22 protein-coding genes are annotated in these 19,530 nt (G+C 42.1%); 18 read left to right on the top strand and 4 right to left on the bottom strand.

What is annotated here, in order from left to right; all coding sequences use genetic code 11:
• Positions 1 to 86: 86 nt before the first annotated feature.
• From M2444_RS17300 to M2444_RS17290, 3 genes are all read left to right on the top strand, one after another.
• Positions 87 to 710 carry a DUF4352 domain-containing protein gene (locus M2444_RS17300; RefSeq protein WP_094877461.1) on the top strand — a complete coding sequence of 208 codons (624 nt, stop codon included), beginning with the start codon at positions 87 to 89 and terminating at the stop codon, positions 708 to 710.
• Positions 711 to 840: 130 nt separating this feature from the next.
• On the top strand, positions 841 to 1,341 hold the full coding sequence (locus tag M2444_RS17295) for a cupin domain-containing protein (protein WP_280787568.1): 501 nt from the start codon (positions 841 to 843) through the stop codon (positions 1,339 to 1,341).
• Positions 1,338 to 2,120 (top strand): MBL fold metallo-hydrolase, encoded by a 783-nt coding sequence (locus M2444_RS17290; RefSeq protein WP_373455837.1) that lies wholly within the window; start codon positions 1,338 to 1,340, stop codon positions 2,118 to 2,120. The genes M2444_RS17295 and M2444_RS17290 overlap by 4 nt, the downstream gene beginning before the upstream one ends.
• A gap of 124 nt (positions 2,121 to 2,244) precedes the next feature.
• Here M2444_RS17290 and M2444_RS17285 read toward each other — a convergent pair whose 3' ends face one another.
• From M2444_RS17285 to lexA, 4 genes are all read right to left on the bottom strand, one after another.
• On the bottom strand, positions 2,245 to 2,823 hold the full coding sequence (locus M2444_RS17285) for a hypothetical protein (RefSeq protein ID WP_094872974.1): 579 nt from the start codon (positions 2,821 to 2,823) through the stop codon (positions 2,245 to 2,247).
• A 234-nt stretch (positions 2,824 to 3,057) separates the two neighbouring features.
• Positions 3,058 to 3,438 carry a hypothetical protein gene (locus M2444_RS17280; RefSeq protein WP_094872972.1) on the bottom strand — a complete coding sequence of 127 codons (381 nt, stop codon included), beginning with the start codon at positions 3,436 to 3,438 and terminating at the stop codon, positions 3,058 to 3,060.
• Between the two features lie 147 nt (positions 3,439 to 3,585).
• Positions 3,586 to 3,924 carry a L,D-transpeptidase gene (locus tag M2444_RS17275; protein ID WP_094872971.1) on the bottom strand — a complete coding sequence of 113 codons (339 nt, stop codon included), beginning with the start codon at positions 3,922 to 3,924 and terminating at the stop codon, positions 3,586 to 3,588.
• 170 nt (positions 3,925 to 4,094) lie between these two features.
• On the bottom strand, positions 4,095 to 4,721 hold the full coding sequence (gene lexA / locus M2444_RS17270) for a transcriptional repressor LexA (RefSeq protein ID WP_042188849.1): 627 nt from the start codon (positions 4,719 to 4,721) through the stop codon (positions 4,095 to 4,097).
• A gap of 295 nt (positions 4,722 to 5,016) precedes the next feature.
• Here lexA and M2444_RS17265 point away from each other — a divergent pair, with 295 nt between their 5' ends.
• The 15 genes from M2444_RS17265 (at position 5,017) to M2444_RS17195 (ending at position 19,395) form a co-directional block, all read left to right on the top strand.
• Complete coding sequence (locus tag M2444_RS17265; RefSeq protein ID WP_179281700.1) at positions 5,017 to 5,430, top strand: LysM peptidoglycan-binding domain-containing protein; 414 nt, start codon at positions 5,017 to 5,019, stop codon at positions 5,428 to 5,430.
• Between the two features lie 109 nt (positions 5,431 to 5,539).
• Complete coding sequence (locus tag M2444_RS17260) at positions 5,540 to 5,749, top strand: DUF896 domain-containing protein (RefSeq protein WP_042128334.1); 210 nt, start codon at positions 5,540 to 5,542, stop codon at positions 5,747 to 5,749.
• Between the two features lie 49 nt (positions 5,750 to 5,798).
• A complete protein-coding gene (locus tag M2444_RS17255; protein ID WP_280787567.1) occupies positions 5,799 to 6,326 on the top strand; it encodes a hypothetical protein in 528 nt (175 codons plus the stop codon).
• A gap of 33 nt (positions 6,327 to 6,359) precedes the next feature.
• Positions 6,360 to 7,145, top strand: coding sequence for an HAD family hydrolase (locus M2444_RS17250; protein ID WP_094872967.1), 786 nt, complete (start codon positions 6,360 to 6,362; stop codon positions 7,143 to 7,145).
• 259 nt (positions 7,146 to 7,404) lie between these two features.
• On the top strand, positions 7,405 to 7,836 hold the full coding sequence (locus M2444_RS17245; protein ID WP_094872965.1) for a FixH family protein: 432 nt from the start codon (positions 7,405 to 7,407) through the stop codon (positions 7,834 to 7,836).
• A 174-nt stretch (positions 7,837 to 8,010) separates the two neighbouring features.
• Positions 8,011 to 11,388, top strand: a complete 3,378-nt coding sequence (gene metH, locus M2444_RS17240; protein ID WP_373455838.1) for a methionine synthase — start codon at positions 8,011 to 8,013, stop codon at positions 11,386 to 11,388.
• A gap of 144 nt (positions 11,389 to 11,532) precedes the next feature.
• Entirely contained in the window at positions 11,533 to 12,480 is a 948-nt protein-coding gene (gene rnz, locus M2444_RS17235; RefSeq protein ID WP_280787566.1) for a ribonuclease Z, read from the top strand.
• Between the two features lie 284 nt (positions 12,481 to 12,764).
• A complete protein-coding gene (locus M2444_RS17230; RefSeq protein ID WP_094877456.1) occupies positions 12,765 to 13,553 on the top strand; it encodes an HAD-IIA family hydrolase in 789 nt (262 codons plus the stop codon).
• 46 nt (positions 13,554 to 13,599) lie between these two features.
• A complete protein-coding gene (locus tag M2444_RS17225; protein WP_094877455.1) occupies positions 13,600 to 14,415 on the top strand; it encodes an Fpg/Nei family DNA glycosylase in 816 nt (271 codons plus the stop codon).
• Complete coding sequence (locus M2444_RS17220) at positions 14,405 to 15,262, top strand: deoxyribonuclease IV (RefSeq protein ID WP_280787706.1); 858 nt, start codon at positions 14,405 to 14,407, stop codon at positions 15,260 to 15,262. The genes M2444_RS17225 and M2444_RS17220 overlap by 11 nt, the downstream gene beginning before the upstream one ends.
• Positions 15,263 to 15,264: 2 nt before the next feature.
• Positions 15,265 to 15,609 carry a cyclic-phosphate processing receiver domain-containing protein gene (locus M2444_RS17215; protein WP_094872953.1) on the top strand — a complete coding sequence of 115 codons (345 nt, stop codon included), beginning with the start codon at positions 15,265 to 15,267 and terminating at the stop codon, positions 15,607 to 15,609.
• A complete protein-coding gene (locus M2444_RS17210; RefSeq protein WP_094872951.1) occupies positions 15,606 to 15,929 on the top strand; it encodes a thioredoxin family protein in 324 nt (107 codons plus the stop codon). The genes M2444_RS17215 and M2444_RS17210 overlap by 4 nt, the downstream gene beginning before the upstream one ends.
• The gene (locus tag M2444_RS17205) at positions 15,929 to 16,711 is read left to right on the top strand and encodes an ABC transporter ATP-binding protein (RefSeq protein ID WP_094877453.1); all 783 of its coding nucleotides are present in this window, start codon (positions 15,929 to 15,931) and stop codon (positions 16,709 to 16,711) included. Before M2444_RS17210 ends, M2444_RS17205 begins: the two co-directional genes overlap by 1 nt.
• Positions 16,708 to 17,775: an SAM-dependent methyltransferase gene (locus M2444_RS17200; RefSeq protein ID WP_280787565.1), complete on the top strand. Its 1,068-nt coding sequence runs from the start codon at positions 16,708 to 16,710 to the stop codon at positions 17,773 to 17,775. The genes M2444_RS17205 and M2444_RS17200 overlap by 4 nt, the downstream gene beginning before the upstream one ends.
• Before the next feature lie 117 nt (positions 17,776 to 17,892).
• Complete coding sequence (locus M2444_RS17195; RefSeq protein WP_280787564.1) at positions 17,893 to 19,395, top strand: serine/threonine protein kinase; 1,503 nt, start codon at positions 17,893 to 17,895, stop codon at positions 19,393 to 19,395.
• The last annotated feature ends 135 nt before the right edge of the window (positions 19,396 to 19,530 follow it).

Below are 19,530 nucleotides of genomic sequence, written 5' to 3'. Positions count from 1 at the left end.
GCAAAGGTATATCTTTCATAGGATAATATGGGTATATTTTCCTAGCAAAAGTTGGAAATGGATATTATCTGAGAGGAAGTAGAATATTGAAAACAAAGAAACCTTTTTTTAAAAAATGGTGGTTTTGGCTTATTATTGTTTTTGTTGTAATAGGGGTGATTGGATCACAGGGGAATGATAGTGAACCTACAGTATCAAAATCAGAACCAGCAGTGGCAAAGGTAGATGATACTGCAGCAACAGAGAAACCGGTCGAAACGGAAAAGCCTACCAGCAAGCCTACTGAAGAGCCAAAAGAAACGATGATCACTGAAGTTGGACAAACCATCACAACTAAGAATTTTAAGCTTACAGTTGAATCTCTTGATAAGCCTAAGGGAAACGATTATGTAAAACCATCAGAGGGTAATGAGTTTGTAGAAATCGGAATTATACTTGAGAATATTTCCAGTAAAGATTATATGGTAAGCTCCATGCTAATGTTCAATGCGTATCAAGACAGCTTCTCCATAAATGAAGATCTCATGGCTCATACTTTGGATAGTCAAATAGGAACAATGGACGGCGCTTTAGCTGCGGGAAAGAAAATTCGTGGCAAACTAGCTTACCAGCTTCCTAAGGATTGGAAAGAACTTGAAATCAATACTGATTTTACAGTTTTAAGTTTTAGTTCAGATGGAGAAATCAAAATCGTTCTTCAAAATAAATAGGATATCTCACATAAGAGTCTCGCCAAAGCTGGCGGGGCTTTTTCATTGTTAAACCTAATAATCATTATTTACATAAAGTACCAAACCGATTATATTGAAAGAACGGCATAAAGGATGAGGGGTGTTATATTTGGCGAAGATTTTTAATGAAAATACAGTATCGTTTAAGCAAAAGTTATCACCGATCCCTGAGTTTGCTTGGCATACGAGTGAGAGGTTAGCTGAGATCGCTAATTCTAAACATCTTGTCTTCGACATTAGATCGCTTGATCCAGATAAGTATTCCTTTCCTTATCATTTTCATAGAAACGCTGAAGAAATATTTGTGATTTTGACGGGAAAAGCGATGTTAAGAACTCCCGAGGGTTTTACTGAGGTTTCTGAAGGTGATGTGCTATTTTTTGAAATGGGACCTGAAGGAGCGCATCAACTTTATAATCATACGGATGCACTTTGCAAGTATCTTGATCTCCGAACGAACCAGGGCATAGATGTTTGCGAATATCCGGACTCAGGTAAAATCAACATTCTCCCCTATCAAGAAATTTATCAGGCAGATCAACAAGCAGACTATTATAAAGGTGAAGAGCAGGTAAGGGAGAAATGGAACGGAATGGAGGTTCATACTTGATTCAAGATCGATGGTTCACAGTCACGAAAATTGATCCACTTACTTATGCAATCAGTGAATATGGACATTGGGAAAAGGTGCACTCTTTTTTGCTGTTAGGGGAAGGGAAAGCGGTGTTGATTGATACGGGATTAGGCATCGATAATATAAAAAGAATAACGGATCAGTTAACGGAGTTACCTATCGCTGTCATCACTACGCATGTGCATGCAGACCATATAGGCAGTCATGGACAATTTGAGACGATCTATGTTCATAAAGAGGATGAGGATTGGCTAATTAATGGAATACGAGGTTTGTCCCTTGCCCAGATCAGAAAAGATATGAGCCGAGATATTACTCTACCTGTTCCTGAGACGTTTGATCCTAATACGTATACGCCTTTTCAAGGGAAACCAACTGCTCTATTGCGAGAGGGAGATGTGCTTGATTTAGGCGGGCGTAGATTAGAAATTTACCACACACCGGGTCATTCACCAGGTCATATTAGCATCTTTGATCATGCCAACAGGTATCTGTTTACAGGAGATTTGTTGTATGATATTACGCCAATTTATGCTTTTTATCCCTCTACTAGCCCGGCAGATTTAGTGGCTTCTTTAGAAAAGATTGCACAAATTCCAAATGTATCTCAAGTATTCGGTTCTCATAATACGTTGGGTCTAGATCCAGTTATTTTGCAAGAGGTTATGAAGGCAGTTCGTGAATTACGTGAACGAGATCTTGTCGCTCATGGTACGGGTATTCATCAATTTAACGGATTTAGTGTGCAGTTTTAAAATAAATGTTGGCTGAAACAAAAACGGCCCTCCCAAAAGGACCGTTTTTTGTCATTCCTTAAGATTTTCAAAATTTCTATTTTGGAAAAGTAAAGTGAAGTAATAAGGGGCGAAAGAGGTGTGTTTATTCGGATACGATCGACCTAAAGAACGCATGCAATTGCTGTACCTGGGAGTAAGCTTCTTTGTACTGATTGTCGGATTGTTGAATGGGCAATAAGCCTGGCAAGAAGGAAATGCTATACATAGGTATTTCATTGCTATTCATGTATATTTTAAGCGTAAGTTCCTCGATAACATCAGCCTCTTCGTCAGCGCTATTAAGCACATTAATATCCGCACTTGAAGCAGTTGTTTTACTGTTTTGTTGTCTTTTAGATACCTTTGAAAGGGTTAGTGCGTTAACGACAATCTCTGAACCCAATACATTTTCGAAGGAGTATAGCTTTGCTATAGCCTTTTTTCTTGTTTTCGGATCGCTGGTGCCTATAGCTATTTTTTTATAAGATTCGTTAAGCGCGATCAAGTGAGATTGATTGGGGGGAATGAATGTTTTGGTGAATATGATGTTAAAAGAGGAGATTGCGTTTAAGAGCTTAGACAGTTCAGAAGAAGTAGATAGTTTTTTCAATTCTAGAATACCGGCACTTAGCATTAAGACTACCCCTAAAATGCCAAACATGTACATCAAAAAAATCAGCATCTAACCACACCTCCAATGATCTCAGTAGAGCAAGGTTTATTGCTTATTGAAAGATATGCTTGAATCCTCTCTACTAGTATCTGTTATAATCGAAAATCGTGGGAATTTAGGAAACGACTACTGATTAGAAAAGGAGAAAGCACCCAGAGTTCTGCCGATTTTGCAAGCTGAATGCAAAATTGGGGCAACTGCTGAGTGCTTTGTTGAGAGCTTTTTAAAATAAATATGTCAAAATCATAAGAAATTGAAGGCTGTGATTTGATCGGTATAAACAATTAGCTGTTTGTATTCGATCGGAGATTCATAGCTAGCATAGGGTCTAACAGAAACATCATTAAGGACTACAAAGTTATAACTGAAATTTTTATCGGGATGTTCCGCACCTAAATAAGATATGTATTCATCTACAATGACATCATCCATTAGAGATTTTAAGTCAAAAACATCCTCTTTATTGGAGGTGGAAGGGGAGATGGTCCCTTGAATACTGCCAAATGAGGTGAGTAGATTTACTTTTTTTCCACTAGCTTGATCGTTATTTAACAATAAGCCAGAGAGTTTAACAAGTGCATCGACTTTAAAATCGACGAGGGTTCTAATTTTTGAGTTGTTCAAAACGAAACACTTCCTTTCAATTTGAAATCCTGTTAACATTATTCGACATATAACCACATAATTCCTATTAGGTCATCAAAAATACATAAATACAAACACGCCCCCTCCGTTAAGCAAGGAGTGAGGCGTGTTTATCTATGGATAGATTTAATTTCTGATCGTTACTAGTGTTCCAATTGGAACAATCGCAGCTAGTGCTAACACATCCTCATTGTACATACGAATACAACCATGGGATACTTCGTGCCCTATGGATGAGGGATCATTATTTCCATGTATCCCATAGTGAGGCTTAGATAGTCCCATCCAAAAGACCCCAAATGGACCGCCTGGATCGGGTTGTTTATTAATGATTGTGAATTCACCGAGTGGTGATTGAGTTAACATTTTACCGATTCCGACTGGGAAGCCCCTGATCACAATGTCGTTATCAAGAAGATAAAGCATACGCTGCGTCAGATCAACTATAATCCGGTAATTTGGCATTGTGCACACTCCTTTCTAATTAAGATATGAGCAGGATGCCTAAACGGTTATTCTTAAAAATGGTCATTTTAGCCTACGGGAACATATGTTCCAGATGGGGTTAAGCTAAATGCATAGAAAAAAAGGCTGCTCCGCATTCGCGGAACAGCCTTTTTGGTAGGAGTGCATACTTAGTGGATATCTCGAAATAATCCGATAACTCTGCCGAGAATGGTCACGCGATTAAGGCGAAGAGGCTCGTACGCCGGATTCTCCGGCTGAAGACGTATATGATCACGTTCTTTATAAAAAGTCTTAACGGTTGCTTCATCTTCTTCGGTCATAGCTACAACGATATCTCCGTTATCAGCCGTTTGTTGTTGACGAACAATAACATAGTCACCATTCATAATCCCAGCTTCGACCATACTGTCACCTTGAACCGATAACATAAATACTTTGTTATCTCCAACATAGTGTGTTGGAAGGGGAAAGTAGTCTTCAATATTCTCAGTAGCAGTGATAGGAACCCCGGCGGTAACCTTACCTACGACAGGAATTCGAGCGACGGTTTGTGCGAAATGGTGCACATTCTCAGAATCCTCTTGGCCAAGCAATTCTATCGCACGAGGCTTCGTTGGATCTCGACGGATAAGTCCCTTCTTCTCTAGCCGATCCAAATGACCGTGAACTGTGGAGCTGGAAGCAAGACCAACAGCTTCTCCAATCTCCCGGACGGAAGGAGGATAACCCTTGCTGCGGACTTCGCTACGTATAAATTCCAGGATCGCCAGCTGGCGACTTGAAATCTTTGACATTGGAATCAACCCCATATAGTAATGTTTGGGAAAATTATAACATAGAACTACCGTTCGCACAAACATAAGTTCTAACTATTATAAATATTAATTCGATAGAGTTAATAAATGGTAGTCTTGTATTGATTACATTTCCTTCATCTAAATGGTAAGAGCAGGTTCTTAGATGAATAATATGGTAAATATTGACCTCTGAAAAAAAGAGAACAATTGTTCTAAAATAGTATTGAACAAAACACATGTTCGTGTTATTATGATTTTGGAAGTGAGAACAAGTGTTTGGAGGATGATATTCATGTTAAAATACAGTACATACCGTAGCATCTACGATAAAGCCCCAGTGGTTGAATCTTTAGGACATAATCCTATTACCCGTTATTCAGCTCAGATTAAAGAAATCACAGAGTTTTTGCTTGAAGGCTTGATGCGTTTGTTCCGTAGAGATTTTGTTATTAAGCTGACATTGATCATTGTGCTCGTACTATCAGGACTTACAGTAGTGGGTAATGTATTTGCAGGATCTACTACTTTAATGAAGGATGAGAAGCGCGTAGTGGTTGAACGTGGAGATACACTTTGGAGTATTGCTCTTGAGAATAAACCTTCTGATATGAAGACGGCTGTATATATAGAAGGAATTAAGAAATCCAATGGCATAAAAGGTAGTCAGATTAATGCTGGAGATATTCTCTCTTTACCTATTTATTAATATTCTAAGAACATATTAAGAGGACATGAAGAGCTTGCAGGGAGTAAACCTTGACAAGCTCTTTTTCTCATGGCAGAGTTAGAATTAATTTATAAGGGGAGGGAAAGTTTTGAATATTGATGAGTTGGTCGCGCGTATTAACGAATTGGCACGCAAACAGAAGAGCGTAGGCCTTAATCAAGAGGAAACGGCGGAACGCGCCAAGCTTCGGGAAATTTATTTGGGGAATATCCGCAATAACTTTCGAGCACAATTGAATACGATTGAATTGGTTGATAATGATGAGCATGAACAAGGTAACAAGGGGCTTAAGCATTAACACCCTGTTCCTTTTCATAGATATTTCTGGATGACTAGGGGGAACGCATATGGCCCGTTCTTGGGAAAGAATGGTTCAACGCAACACGCAGCAAATCAACAAGCAAAGAAAGAAACAGGGGAAGGAAACGATTTACGCATCTAAATCTAAATCTCCTGGGAAGAACACCGAAATCTTTAAAGGCCGTAACATTGCATTTCCAGTAGTGTTATTAGTGCTAGGTACTATGTTTTGGATGATTGGTTCAGTGGACCAAGCCAAAGGTAATGGTATGCTTATGAACTGGTTAGGAGTCGTTTTGTACTACTTACTAGCAGCACTTCTGTTCTTCCGACGTCCGTACTTGAAGGTAGAGAATGCTAGACTATCTACTATAAAATTCAATCGCGAACGCTATCTGCCAGCTTCTGATATTGAGAAAATCATCCTCTCGCGTGGAGCAGTTGTCATTAAGCATAAAGGCAAACGCACGAAATGGATTTTTACCAGACTTATGAATCGTTATGATACAACTGCGATGGGGACTAGACTGGAAGCATTCGCAAAAGCTCACCAAATTGAAGTAATTCACGAATAGAAATTAACCAGCCATGGGAGAGGGAGACCTGTAATGCCAATTTCCGCCGTACTATTTGACCTTGATGATACACTGCTCTGGGATGATCGGAGCGTCAATGAAGCATTTCGTTCTGCATGTGAAGCCGCTGGGGATACGATTGATCCACAAGAGCTGGAAATTGCGGTGCGTAAAGAAGCCATAGGACTTTATGAATCCTACGAAACGAACCCGTTTACAAAAATGATTGGGATTAATCCGTTTGAAGCACTTTGGGGGAACTTTACTGCAGGTGAACAGCCGGAATTTCGTCAATTGGAGCAGCTTGCACCGGGATATCGTAAAGAGGCATGGCGTCGTGGTCTTGCAGCACTTGGTGTAGAGGACGAAGCTCTTGCTGGGACATTAGCAGCCAAATTCGCAGCAGAGCGTAGAAATCGGCCTTACATTTATGATGAAACGATTCAGGTGCTTGAAGAGCTGCAGGGTAAAGTGAAGCTATTGCTTCTGACCAATGGTTGCCCTGCATTGCAACAAGAAAAACTGGATGGTGTACCCGAAATCGTTCCTTTCTTTGATCACATTGTGATTTCTGGAAGCTTCGGCAAAGGAAAGCCGGATAAGGAAATTTTTCTGCATGCCCTAGAGCTTTTGGATATTTCACCTGAGCAAGGCGTTATGGTCGGAGATAAGCTTACAACGGATATTCGTGGTGGGTTGGCAACAGGTTTGACTACGGTTTGGATTAATAGAAAAGGCAAACAGCCAGATCCGGAAATTCAGCCGGATTATGAAATCAAACATCTTGGAGAGCTTCTATCATTAGTCCAATCTTTATAAAATTGAGCTGAGGCTTTCATTCATTTAAGCTTTAAGAAGGCAGTGAGTTCCTAGTTACTAGGAGACTTGCTGTCTTTTTTATATCTAAATCATTTTTAGTACGATAGATGAGATTTACTAGTATATGATCTAGGTCACAAGAGTTTAGCTGAATTGATGCGAAATACTGAAAAACCAATAATAATGTGTATAATAGATGGAGAATGTATAACATGAATTGGTAGATTCTTAGTATTCAAATCGACTGGGAGGAATCTAAATGAAGATTTCAAGAACAATAGTTCCTTTATTATTAGGCGCAACACTTTTAGTATTGGGAGGATGTTCATCAGACCAATCTAAACATTCTGGCGTACATAATATGAACATGAACATGGACATGTCTATGGAGCCTATTAAGGTTGAGTTACATTGGAGTCCTGAAGAGGTTGTTGTAAATCAGAAGGTGACCTTTGAGGCGGTGGTGACGCAAGACAACAAGGCAGTGGATGATGCGAAAGAGGTTCTGTTCGAAATTGTGAGCAAAGATGATAGTGAACAGAAAATTGAATTTAAAGGGAAGCTAGTCGGTGATGGAATCTATCAAGCAGAAGGAACACTTGCGAAAGAAGGACAATATATTGTTACATCACACGTAACTGCAAGAACTCAGCATTCTATGCCTAATAAAGAACTCTCTGTGAAACCATAATTAAAAGAATAGCATTTCCTGTAATTACAGATAATGCAGAGTGGAAAGGAAGGCTTTTCGAAATTCCTTTATTCTGCTAAACTTACTCTAATGTTTTACTGGGGGGACTTTACGTTGGCTAAATATACACTTGAGGAAAGCTTACAACAAAGAATATTAATTCTAGATGGTGCCATGGGCACAATGATCCAACAGGTGCCTTTGACAGGTGAGGATTTTGGTGGGGAAGAATTGGACGGTTGTAATGAAATGCTAGTATTAACCCGTCCAGAAGTCATTCAGACGATTCATGAGCAGTATCTTGAAGCAGGTGCTGATCTCATTGAAACGAACACATTTGGTGCAACGTCTGTTGTACTTGCTGAATATGATATTCCACAGCGGGCTCGTGAAATTAATCTGGTTGCAGCAAAGCTAGCCCGCAATGCCGTTGATAAATATGATTCACCAGATCGTCCCCGCTATGTCGTAGGTGCGATGGGTCCTACAACAAAGACACTCTCTGTTACAGGGGGCGTCACTTTCCAAGAGCTCGTTGATAGCTACGAGGAACAGGCAGTGGCATTGATTGATGGTCTTGTAGATGCATTATTGCTTGAGACCTCTCAGGATACGCTGAACGTGAAAGCTGGAAGTATAGGTATTCGAAATGCATTTGAGAAGACGGGTATCAAATTGCCAGTGATGATCTCGGGAACAATAGAGCCGATGGGCACCACACTTGCCGGTCAGAACATTGAAGCATTCTATATTTCTTTAGAACATCTGAAGCCTATCTCTATAGGTCTGAACTGTGCGACGGGTCCAGAGTTCATGCGTGATCATATTCGTTCACTTTCTGCAATCTCTTCTGCAGCTGTAAGTTGTTATCCGAACGCTGGACTGCCAGACGAGAATGGGCATTATCATGAATCTCCTGATTCGCTTGCGCGTAAAATTGCTGCGTTTGCAGAAAAGGGATGGCTTAACATTGCTGGGGGTTGCTGCGGAACGACACCGGAACATATCCGTGCTATGTCTGAGGCGCTTTCACAATTCCCTCCACGTCCGCTTGCAGGAAATCATCCACCGGCACTTTCAGGGATTGAACCTATTTATATTGAGAACGACAACCGTCCATACATGGTAGGCGAACGTACGAATGTATTAGGGTCACGCAAGTTTAAACGTCTTATCGTCGAAGGTAAATATGAGGAAGCCTCAGAAATTGCCCGTGCACAGGTGAAGAGCGGTGCGCAAGTGATCGACGTCTGCGTGCAAGATCCGGACCGTGATGAGACTGAAGATATTAAGTTGTTTCTAGAATTGGTTGTAAAAAAGGTTAAAGTTCCTTTGATGATTGATACTACCGACCCTAATGTTATTGATCTGGCATTACAGTACTGTCAAGGTAAGGCGATAATTAACTCTATTAACCTTGAAGATGGTGAAGAAAAATTCGAGCTGGTCACTCCTTTGATTCACAAGTATGGCGCAGCTATTGTTGTGGGTACGATTGATGAGACTGGACAAGCGATCAAGGCTACAGATAAATTGGAAGTTGCTAGACGTTCTTATGACTTACTGGTGAATAAGTACGGTTTAGCGGCAGAAGATATTATATTTGATACGCTTGTGTTCCCTGTAGGCACCGGGGATGAACAATATATCGGCTCGGCCAAAGAAACAATAGATGGCATTCGTTTGATCAAAGAAGCTCTTCCAGGTGTTCATACGATCTTGGGGATCAGTAACGTTTCCTTTGGGTTACCGGAAGCTGGACGTGAAGTGCTGAACTCAGTATTCCTCTATGAGTGTACTAAGGCTGGCTTGGACTATGCGATCGTAAATACCGAGAAGGTAGAACGTTATGCTTCTATTCCTGCTGAAGACCGTCGTCTTGCTGAGGAGTTAATTTATAATACGAATGACGACACGCTTGCTGCTTTTGTTGCCGCCTTCCGTGGGAAGAAGATTGAGAAAAAAGAAAAGATTTCTAACCTGTCCCTAGAAGAGCGCCTGGCTTCTTACGTGGTTGAAGGCACGAAAGAAGGGCTCATTCCGGATCTGAATGAGGCGCTTACCAAATCAGGACCTTTGGAGATTATCAATGGTCCGTTAATGGCAGGGATGTCAGAGGTTGGACGATTGTTTAATAACAATGAATTGATTGTTGCCGAAGTGCTGCAAAGCGCTGAAGTAATGAAGGCTTCTGTTGGTCATTTGGAGCAGTTTATGAAGAAGGATGAGACATCGGTAAAAGGTAAAATCATGCTGGCAACCGTAAAAGGTGACGTACATGATATTGGTAAGAATTTGGTGGAGATCATCTTATCGAATAATGGTTATCAGATCATTAATTTGGGTATAAAAGTACCACCTGAGACCATTATCGAAGCGTTTCGTCGAGAAAAAGCTGATGCGATCGGATTGTCTGGACTGCTCGTAAAATCGGCACAGCAAATGGTGCTGACTGCACAAGACTTACGGACGGCAGGGATTGATGTGCCGATTATGGTGGGCGGTGCTGCTCTGACTCGTAAGTTCACCAAAACACGGATACGCCCTGAGTATGATGGTTTAGTACTGTATGCTAAGGATGCTATGGATGGACTTGATATTGCTAATCGGCTGATGAACCCAGTTGAACGGGAGAAAATTGCCGAGGAAATTCGCGTGGAAGCTGAAGCGGCTGTTGCGGTAGCTCCAAAGCAAGAGCTTCCTAAGCTAACAAGAGCAGTACGCTCCAAAATTTCTCCAGATGCTCCTGTATTTGTTCCACCGGATTTAGAACGTCATGTCATTCGTAATTATCCATTAGGGCATATTATCCCTTATGTGAACATGCAAATGCTGCTGGGTCATCATCTGGGACTACGTGGTTCTGTAGAAGCTCAGTTAGCTGCTGGTGATCAACGGACTGTTGAGTTAAAAGGGACTGTGGATGACATTCTACATCAAGCGATGCTGGAAGGTACGATTACTCCTCATGCGATGTATCAATTCTTCCCGGCACAATCCAGTGGTAACGATATTATCGTGTATAATCCACAGAATACAGCCGAGATTCTGCATACCTTTACTTTCCCGAGACAAGGTGTAGAACCTTATCTCTGTCTAGCAGACTTTTTGAAGTCGGTCGACAGTGGAATTATGGATTATGTTGGTTTCTTAGTAGTAACTGCGGGACACGGTGTTCGTGAACTCTCAACAGCCCTTAAGGACAATGGAGATTATTTACGCTCACATGCCTTACAATCTGTAGCGCTAGAGATCGCAGAAGGATTAGCGGAGCGTGTTCATCACATGATGCGGGATACATGGGGTTTCCCAGATCCTGCCGATATGACCATGAAACAAAGACATGGAGCAAGATATCAAGGGATTCGTGTATCCTTTGGTTATCCGGCATGCCCAGATCTGGAAGATCAGGGACCACTATTTAAGCTACTATCCCCGGAGGATATCGGTGTCCATCTTACAGAAGGCTTTATGATGGAGCCTGAGGCATCCGTTTCGGCGATGGTTTTCGCTCATCCAGAGGCGCAGTATTTTAATGTAGAGAAGCTGTAATTCTTTCATTTTTACACCTGGTCTGTAGGGGGATTGTATCCCTATCAGCGGAACCTCCCGTAACTGGGGGGTTTTTTGCTGGAAGAAGGACGTTTAGAATAGATAAGAGATTGTTCAGCCAATAAGAGGAAGGGAGGAACAAGGATGGAATTATATTTTTTGGGTACGAATGCAGGGGTACCAACGATAGAACGCAATGTAACGTCGATTGCATTAAGACTTCTGGAAGAACGCCGTAGCATTTGGATGTTCGATTGCGGGGAAGGGACTCAGCATCAGGTTCTTCGCTCACCGATTCGCCTAGGGAAGCTGGAAAAGCTATTTATTACACACTTACACGGAGATCATCTATTTGGTCTTCCAGGTTTATTATCTAGTCGTGGTTATCAGGGAGGGACTTCGCCTTTAACGGTTTATGGTCCACCTGGATTGAAGGCATACTTAGATATATCCTTAGCTGTGAGCCAATCCCGAATTCCATACAAGATTGAGATTGTCGAGCATACAGGAGGAACGGTATTTGAGGATGATGGTTTTAAAGTGGAGGCAGCATTATTAGAGCATCGTATTGATAGCTATGGTTACCGGATAACGGAAAAGGATAGTCCCGGGAGCCTCAATACGGAATTACTAAAGAGTTATGGCTTAAAACCTGGACCGTTATATGGAAAATTAAAAAAAGGTGAAGATGTTATAACGGATGAAGGTGTTCGTATCTGCGCTGCTGATGTTGTTAGAGAACCTAAAAGAGGGCGTATTGTTACGATCTTGGGAGACACAAGACCTTGTTCAGGAGCTTTAGAACTCTCACTTCATGCAGACCTTATCGTTCATGAAGCTACCTTTGCTCATGATCTGGCAGAAATGGCTTATCAATATCATCACAGCACAGCTCGTCAGGCTGCAGAGCTAGCAAAGGAAGCCGAAGCAGGACAACTATTGTTGACTCATTTCAGCTCTCGTTACAGTTCGTCTGAAGAGTTGATTCCTTTACTGGAAGAAGCTGAGCTCATTTTTCCTGAGACATTGTTAGCTGAGGAATTCAGCACATATCCAATTTATCGAGGTCAAAACGGGCAATTGGGGAAATGATTATTTTCCGGGAAAGCGCAGGAAATGACAGTGCTATGCTAAAAAATGCTGGATGAGTCTCTCGTTCGATTTCATTCGACGAAGTGTGTTAGATTTAAAGTAATCACAGGGTGAAAGCAGTACGAATGGCTGGAAATCTTGCCGAAAACCAAGGGGCAATATCATCAAGGAAAAAGTATTACTAACTATTCTAAATCCAAGCTGAGCCTAGTCTTAGAGTTTATTAATACAATTATTTATTCATTACATTAATTAAATTTCTTATGGAAATAGAGGGATTTATAATGGAACAGATTAAAGGATTATTGATTGATCTAGATGGTACGTTATATCATGGGCATAAAATGATTCCTGGTGCAGATTTACTGATTAAAGGTCTGCGTGAAGCGGGCATTCCATTTCTATTTGTTACCAACAATTCATCGCGTACAGCAGCTAATGTGGCTGCACATTTATGTGGAATGGGAATCGATGCGAAAGCTGAGGAGGTATGTACCTCATCAATGGCGGCCGCACGTTACATAGCTGAGGAATCACCTGGGGCTGCAGTGGCGATACTTGGAGAAGAGGGTTTGCATGTGGCTTGTACCGAAGCTGGGCTCCGCATCGTCAAAGACTCACCCGATTATGTACTGCAAGGCATCGATCGATCTTTCACTTATACTTCGCTATCGCAAGCTTCTCGCTGGATTATGGGAGGTGCTAAGTTTGTACTCACCAATCCAGACTTAATGCTCCCTTCAGATGATGGGGTGATGCCAGGTGCAGGTACGATCGGAGCAGCCATCGAGGCTGCTAGTGGTGTGAGTCCCGTAGTGATTGGTAAGCCGGAATCTCATTTAATCAAGTTTGCAACAGATCTTCTAAATATTGAGCCTGAACATGCTGTGGTAGTTGGTGATAATATGCGTACAGATATAGCTGCTGGTGTAAATGCGGGCTGTCGTACAGTTCTTGTATTTACTGGATTGACTAACGCAGAGAATCTTGAACACTATAAAAACATTACAGGGATCTCACCAGATGAAATTTGTGCCGATTTAACTGAACTTAAAACGTTTCTCGGTGTATAATAGCTAGGATCTTATTACTTCACCAACCTAGAGGGGACGATGAGCTATGCCGGAACTGCCGGAAATGGAGAATTACAAAAAGCTGCTAAGTCAGCATATTATAAATGTGCCAATTTCTGATGTAATCGTGAACAGAGAGAAATCAATTAATATTGAGACAGAAGCTTTTAAAAATGCATTAATCGGTGCCCGTGTTGTTTTTGTTGAGCGGCGTGCCAAGTATATTTTGTTTCATCTTCATGATGGACGAAGACTACTTTTACATTTGATGTTAGGTGGACTCCTTTTTTATGGATCAGAGGAAGAACGGCCGGATCGAAACACACAAGTCGAAATCGTATTTGGAGATCAAATTCTTTACTTCATAGGACTTCGATTAGGGTATCTGCATTTGGTGTCCGTTAAGGAAAGTGAAGCTACAATGGGTAAATTGGGGCCTGAATTGCTGGATCGTAGAATGACGCTAGAACGGTTTACAGGATTATTAAAGGGACGGCGGGGTGCGCTCAAAAGCCTGTTAGTAAATCAGCATGTGATGGCTGGAGTCGGGAATTGCTATGCCGATGAGATTGCTTTTGAAGCTAGGCTGTTGCCTTCTACACTAGTTCAGAATTTAACGTCTGACTCCATAACCCGTCTATATGAGAGCATCCAAAAAGTACTAACTGAGGCCACGGAAATTGGTGGGTACATGGAAATGCCGTTTATGACTGGGGATACGGTTACAGGTTCATATAATAATCAATGTAAAGTGTATGATCGTGAAGGCGAGCCTTGCCTTCGTGACGGGGGAACAATTATCAAAACAGAGCTTTCTGGACGCAAAGTGTTTTATTGCCCAGACTGTCAGCATGACCAATAGTCTTCAAATAGGGGCTCATGTTAGCATTCGCGGTGGATATGGGGGAGCTGCCCGATTCGCTTGGGAGAGCGGTGCAACATGTTTTCAATATTTCCCTAAAAACCCGCGCAGTTTAAAACTTAAACAGTTGGATGTTCGAGATACGAGGGATTGTTTGCTCTTTTGTCAAGAAAAAGGGATCTCCTCGATTGCTCACACACCTTATGGGATTAACATGGCGGCTGGGATAGATGATGTTACTCCACGAAAGGTTTATGTAGCCTCTCTCTTAAATGATCTGGAGATTGCAGAAGCTTGTGGTTCATTAGGCATCGTTGTTCATTTTGGACATTTTGGTGGAATGGAGCCGTTACAAGGCTATCAAAATATTATACAATGTATGAATGAGGTGCTTCAGTCCTGGGATGGTCGTACTAAGCTGCTTATAGAGAATCAAGCCGGCAACCATGGAAATGAAGGGATTACACTTGAAGAACTTGTGAAAGTTCGAGAGCTTAGCCAATTTCCGGAGAAAATAGGATTTTGTTTGGACACCTGTCACGCTTACGCAGCTGGTATCTGGAACCCTGAGCGAACGGAAGACTTCCTTGAACGAGGAGAGAGACTTGGATTTTGGCCACATCTTGTTGCTGTCCATTTAAATGATTCTAAGTTTCCTTTCGACTCAAGACGCGACAGGCACGCTGGAATCGGACAAGGACATATTGGAGAGCAGGGGCTAAAAAGCTTAATGTCCTCCGGGCTTTTACGAAGCTCAGCTGTTGTCATGGAAACGGAGAAGGGTACGGATGGCAGTCACCGAAAAGAAATTGCTACAGTGCGTGGTTGGTTTGAAGCGGAGGCGTAATTGTGATTCATATCTTTATGGATGATCTTCGAAAAGTACCTAAAGGGTTCGCTCTGGCTCGTTCGACGGAAGAATGTCTTCTAATGTTGCGTGAGTGCGAGGTAGATGTTTTATCACTGGATTACGATATGGGGCCGGATGATTATTCGGGTGGAGAAGTTGCCAGACGGATCGTATTGGAAGGATTGTTCCCCCGAGAAATCTATTTGCACACTTCCAGTCTTTGGGGGCGAAAAGAAATGTATGAGATCTTATATACTGCTAAACCTGAGGGGATGCTTTTGGTAAATGGTCCCCTGAGTTCTGATAAGCTTCACGATATCGCCGGGGAGACGGACTTGAAATGAAGGCAATGAATGAAGTGGAATTACTGGAGGCGCTCGAGAGTTCAGGCGAACCGCTTATAATATTTTTACACACTCCACTGTGCGGTACTTGTAAGGCAGCTGAACGGATGTTAGAGGTGGCGGCTCATCTATTGCCTGCTGAACTTCAAATGGTTGCAGGCAACGTGAACATGCTGCCGAATTTAGTACAACAATATCGTATTACGAGCGTTCCTGCACTACTTGTAGCTTCTGCAGAACGGGAAAATGATCCGAATGTTTATTATTCCATGGTTTCAGTTGAGCGAGTACTGGAATACATAAGGAGTGTTATATCATAATCATTTCATTACAACATTTATCTCTCCGCAGGGAAGAAAGCTTAATCTTGGACGATGTGTCGCTAGAAGTTAGAGAAGGTGAGAACTGGGTCATTTTGGGACGGAATGGCTCCGGTAAAACCACAATTTTAGAGATGATGACTGGTTATTTGTTTCCTAGCAAAGGGACTGTAGAAGTGCTGGGTAATAAATATGGGCAATGTGATATACGCGAGGTTCGTAAAGAAATTGGCTATATCGGGCCTTCCTTGATGGAAAAGATGTCATTAAATGATCCGGTGTGGGAGGTCGTAGCAACAGGTGCTTACGCTTATTTGCGTTTCTACGAAACAATCCCTACCGAAGTAAAAGAGAAAGCAATCCGCATGCTGGAAGATATGAATCTAGGCAATATGGCATTTCATCCTTTTGGGACCTTGTCACAGGGGGAACGTAAAAAAGCTATGCTGGCAAGATGTCTTATGGCTGACCCTAAGCTATTAATTATGGACGAGCCATGTGCTGGCCTTGATCTATATGAAAGGGAAAAAATGCTGGCTGAAATAGATAAGCTGAGACAGCGTAATGTTTCTGTAGTGTACGTAACTCACCATGTGGAAGAAATTGTCCCGCTTTTCACGCATGTTGCATTAATTCGTGAGGGTAAGCTAGCTGGATCTGGACCGAAAGAAGAAGTATTAACGAATGAAATGATCTTGGCCACTTATGATATTCCTGTTGATGTTGAATGGGATAGCGGTCGTCCCTGGATTAAAATTAGACCTGGAGGCAAAACGATTTGAACGATTTAAGACAAGATACCGAAGAGCAGAACATTGCTCCGGAAGAAGAAGTATATTCCCGATATATTTGTACAGCTAATCACGGATTTGCGCCTTATGCGCAAGAAGAGCTTCGCCGTTTATTCGGTGCTGTGAAGAGTACCTTGTTACTTCCAGGCGAAATCTTTCTGGCTACATTGCAATGTGAACCAGAGGAAGTAACGCACCTACTCACACAGAATCTTCCCATTTTCCTGCGTCATATACAGCCTGTTCAGTTTCAGGATGAAGGAACCATGGAAGCTCTAGAGCGTTTGGCGGTGTATTTAAGTCGCCACACTGAGCTTGAGGGTGCAAAGGTATCCCTGAACGTTCGTAAAGGTGATCCTTCATTCTGGCAGGACAGTCCGGGAGAACTTCGTGAATGGCTCCAAGAGCAACTGCAGAGCTTAGGCGCAGAATTTACTGTGCAAGATCCAGCCTGGGTTATTTCAGTCTACGCAGACGGGAATGCCTTATATGCAGGTGTGTCCAGACCAGAAGCTAATTTATCTAGCTGGAATGGCGGTGCCATCCGTTTCCGTAAGGAAGATGGACAAATCTCACGTGCCAAGTTCAAACTAATGGAAGCTGAGAAGGAGTTTGATATTCCTTTTTACAGCTTCCGTAATGCGTTAGATATTGGTGCTTCTCCAGGTGGGTGGACTTCTTTCTTACTGGAACGTGGAATGAAGGTTACGGCGGTTGACCCTGCGTTAATGCATGAGTCCCTTCGTAATTATCCGGGCTTGAAAATCCTTCGTAAAAACGCAGGAGAAGTAAAATTCCGGGACAATGAATTTGATCTGCTCGTGTGCGATATGAGCTGGAGTCCTAAGCTGATGGCGAAGCTAGTAACCGGGTTACTCCACAGTCTGTCACCGGGTGGGACAGCCATTGTGACCGTAAAACTGATGCATAAGAAACCACTTGCGATGATCAAAGAAATTATTGCGATGTTTGAAGGGGAGCGCATGCAGATTCAGCGTGCAAAGCAGCTATTCCATAATCGTGATGAAATTACACTTTATATGGTTAAGTACTAAATCAAACATATTCTAAATACTAAGGGAAAGCATCCCGTTATTAACGTTTCCGTATTTTGCGGTAAGAACGTTAATGGCGGAAGCTTTCTCTTTTTTTTGCGAAAAGGGGGAGTTAGATTGTATTTTGAGACGAAGCTTAAGATTGGACAGGTTATTGATGACAGATACAGAATTACGGGCCTGATTGGTTCAGGTGGGATGAGTATTGTTTATCTTGCAGATGATTTGCGTCTAAAGGGTAAACGATGGGCTGTAAAAGAAAGCTTATGCTTAGATGCGCTGCATTCTGACATCCAAGCGGAAGCCGATATGTTAATTACATTAGCCCACCCGCGATTGCCGCGTATTGTCGATTTCTATCTTCCGGATCGAGAAGGGTATTCCTATTTAATTATGGACTATATTGAAGGTGTGAGCTTGAGTCAGCTAATGAAGGATAATCCCGGACCTTTGCCAGGTGACTTCATCATTCAGGCGGCTAAGCAGCTTTTAGAAGTTCTTCAATATCTGCATGGTCATCAACCACCGATTATCTATCGTGATCTAAAGCCTTCAAATATCATGTTGACACTGCAAAAAGAACTGATGTTAATTGACTTTGGGATCGCACGAAGCTACAAACACGGTATCTCTGAAGATACGGTTAAGCTGGGTACGGTTGGCTTCGCTGCACCTGAGCAATATGGAGGTGGACAGAGTCAGCCAGTATCTGATTTATATGGACTTGGAGCATTAATTCTCTATATGGCAACTGGAGGGCAATGTAGCCACTGGGAGTACGGAATGGAAGATCGGTTATATAACCATATGCCAGTTGGGATAATACCAATCGTAAGACGTTTGCTGCGGCATCATCCGGAGGAACGGTATCAGAATGCAGAAACAGTTCTAGAGGCGTTAGTTAAAGTGGAATCCGAAAGGGAGAGAGGAAGTGTTTTAGCAGTCTCACTACCGCTACCGCTTGAAAAGCGAAAATCGTTTGTCATTGCTTTACTCGGCGTAGCTTCAGGTCTTGGAACAACACATACTTCTTTTGCGCTGAGTAGCTTTCTTGCACAGAAGGGGGCAACGGCTTGGGTTGATTGTTCACCCAATTCATCGGTTTATGACCGCATTCGCAACCTATTGTACACACAGATTACTCCTGTCCCATCTAAGGAGGAACAAGCTGCTTTTTCATGGAAAGGGGTGCATTATTGGAAACGTCCTATTCACGGAAAAATGGCTGATTTGCTGAGAGGGGATTATCAATTTGTAGTGTTGGATCTTGGCGTTGGGGAATATGAAGGGGCGCTTGCTGAGTTCAAATATAGCGATATGCCAATTCTAATTACTTCTGGTGCAGATTGGCGACTCGAAGATTTACTTCTGTGGATTAGGCGTAAGGGTTTACAGCCTGAGACGAATTGGAGGGTAGGGTTACCGCTAGCTGAACACTCGTCTGCACAACTGCTACAAGCGGCTATAGGTACAGATAAGGTTTTTGCACTACCTTTTCAGCAAGATCCATTCAAGCCTAAGGGGAAATTGATAGAAGTGATCAATGGAATGTTTGAGGAAGTATTAGATTTACCAAGTAAGGGGAAAGGCCGAAGTTTTTTTAAAAGAAAGGCTGAATGAAGCGGTTCTCTATGCTTCCTCTTTTCACTCAACTAACTTTTAGTTCAGTGTTGCATTAAAGTGTGTTAAAATATATATTTATACGTGTTTTTAAAAAAAATAAGAAAGTATAAGTTTAAGTATAGACAGGAGCTT

Source organism: Paenibacillus sp. PastF-3, assembly GCF_029893135.1.
In the GTDB taxonomy this organism is placed as follows: Bacteria; Bacillota; Bacilli; order Paenibacillales; family Paenibacillaceae; genus Paenibacillus_AQ; species Paenibacillus_AQ nitricinens.
This window is presented reverse-complemented; position numbering and strand designations above follow the sequence as displayed.

Excerpts from the sequence above, each read along its gene's own strand:
- M2444_RS17285 (WP_094872974.1), bottom strand. The coding sequence starts at position 2,823 with ATGCTGATTTTTTTGATGTACATGTTTGGCATTTTAGGGGTAGTCTTA.
- M2444_RS17275 (WP_094872971.1), bottom strand. The coding sequence starts at position 3,924 with ATGCCAAATTACCGGATTATAGTTGATCTGACGCAGCGTATGCTTTAT.
- lexA (WP_042188849.1), bottom strand. The coding sequence starts at position 4,721 with ATGTCAAAGATTTCAAGTCGCCAGCTGGCGATCCTGGAATTTATACGT.
- M2444_RS17265 (WP_179281700.1), top strand. The coding sequence starts at position 5,017 with ATGTTAAAATACAGTACATACCGTAGCATCTACGATAAAGCCCCAGTG.
- M2444_RS17255 (WP_280787567.1), top strand. The coding sequence starts at position 5,799 with ATGGCCCGTTCTTGGGAAAGAATGGTTCAACGCAACACGCAGCAAATC.
- M2444_RS17250 (WP_094872967.1), top strand. The coding sequence starts at position 6,360 with ATGCCAATTTCCGCCGTACTATTTGACCTTGATGATACACTGCTCTGG.
- M2444_RS17245 (WP_094872965.1), top strand. The coding sequence starts at position 7,405 with ATGAAGATTTCAAGAACAATAGTTCCTTTATTATTAGGCGCAACACTT.
- metH (WP_373455838.1), top strand. The coding sequence starts at position 8,011 with ATGGGCACAATGATCCAACAGGTGCCTTTGACAGGTGAGGATTTTGGT.
- rnz (WP_280787566.1), top strand. The coding sequence starts at position 11,533 with ATGGAATTATATTTTTTGGGTACGAATGCAGGGGTACCAACGATAGAA.
- M2444_RS17230 (WP_094877456.1), top strand. The coding sequence starts at position 12,765 with ATGGAACAGATTAAAGGATTATTGATTGATCTAGATGGTACGTTATAT.
- M2444_RS17225 (WP_094877455.1), top strand. The coding sequence starts at position 13,600 with ATGCCGGAACTGCCGGAAATGGAGAATTACAAAAAGCTGCTAAGTCAG.
- M2444_RS17220 (WP_280787706.1), top strand. The coding sequence starts at position 14,405 with ATGACCAATAGTCTTCAAATAGGGGCTCATGTTAGCATTCGCGGTGGA.
- M2444_RS17210 (WP_094872951.1), top strand. The coding sequence starts at position 15,606 with ATGAAGGCAATGAATGAAGTGGAATTACTGGAGGCGCTCGAGAGTTCA.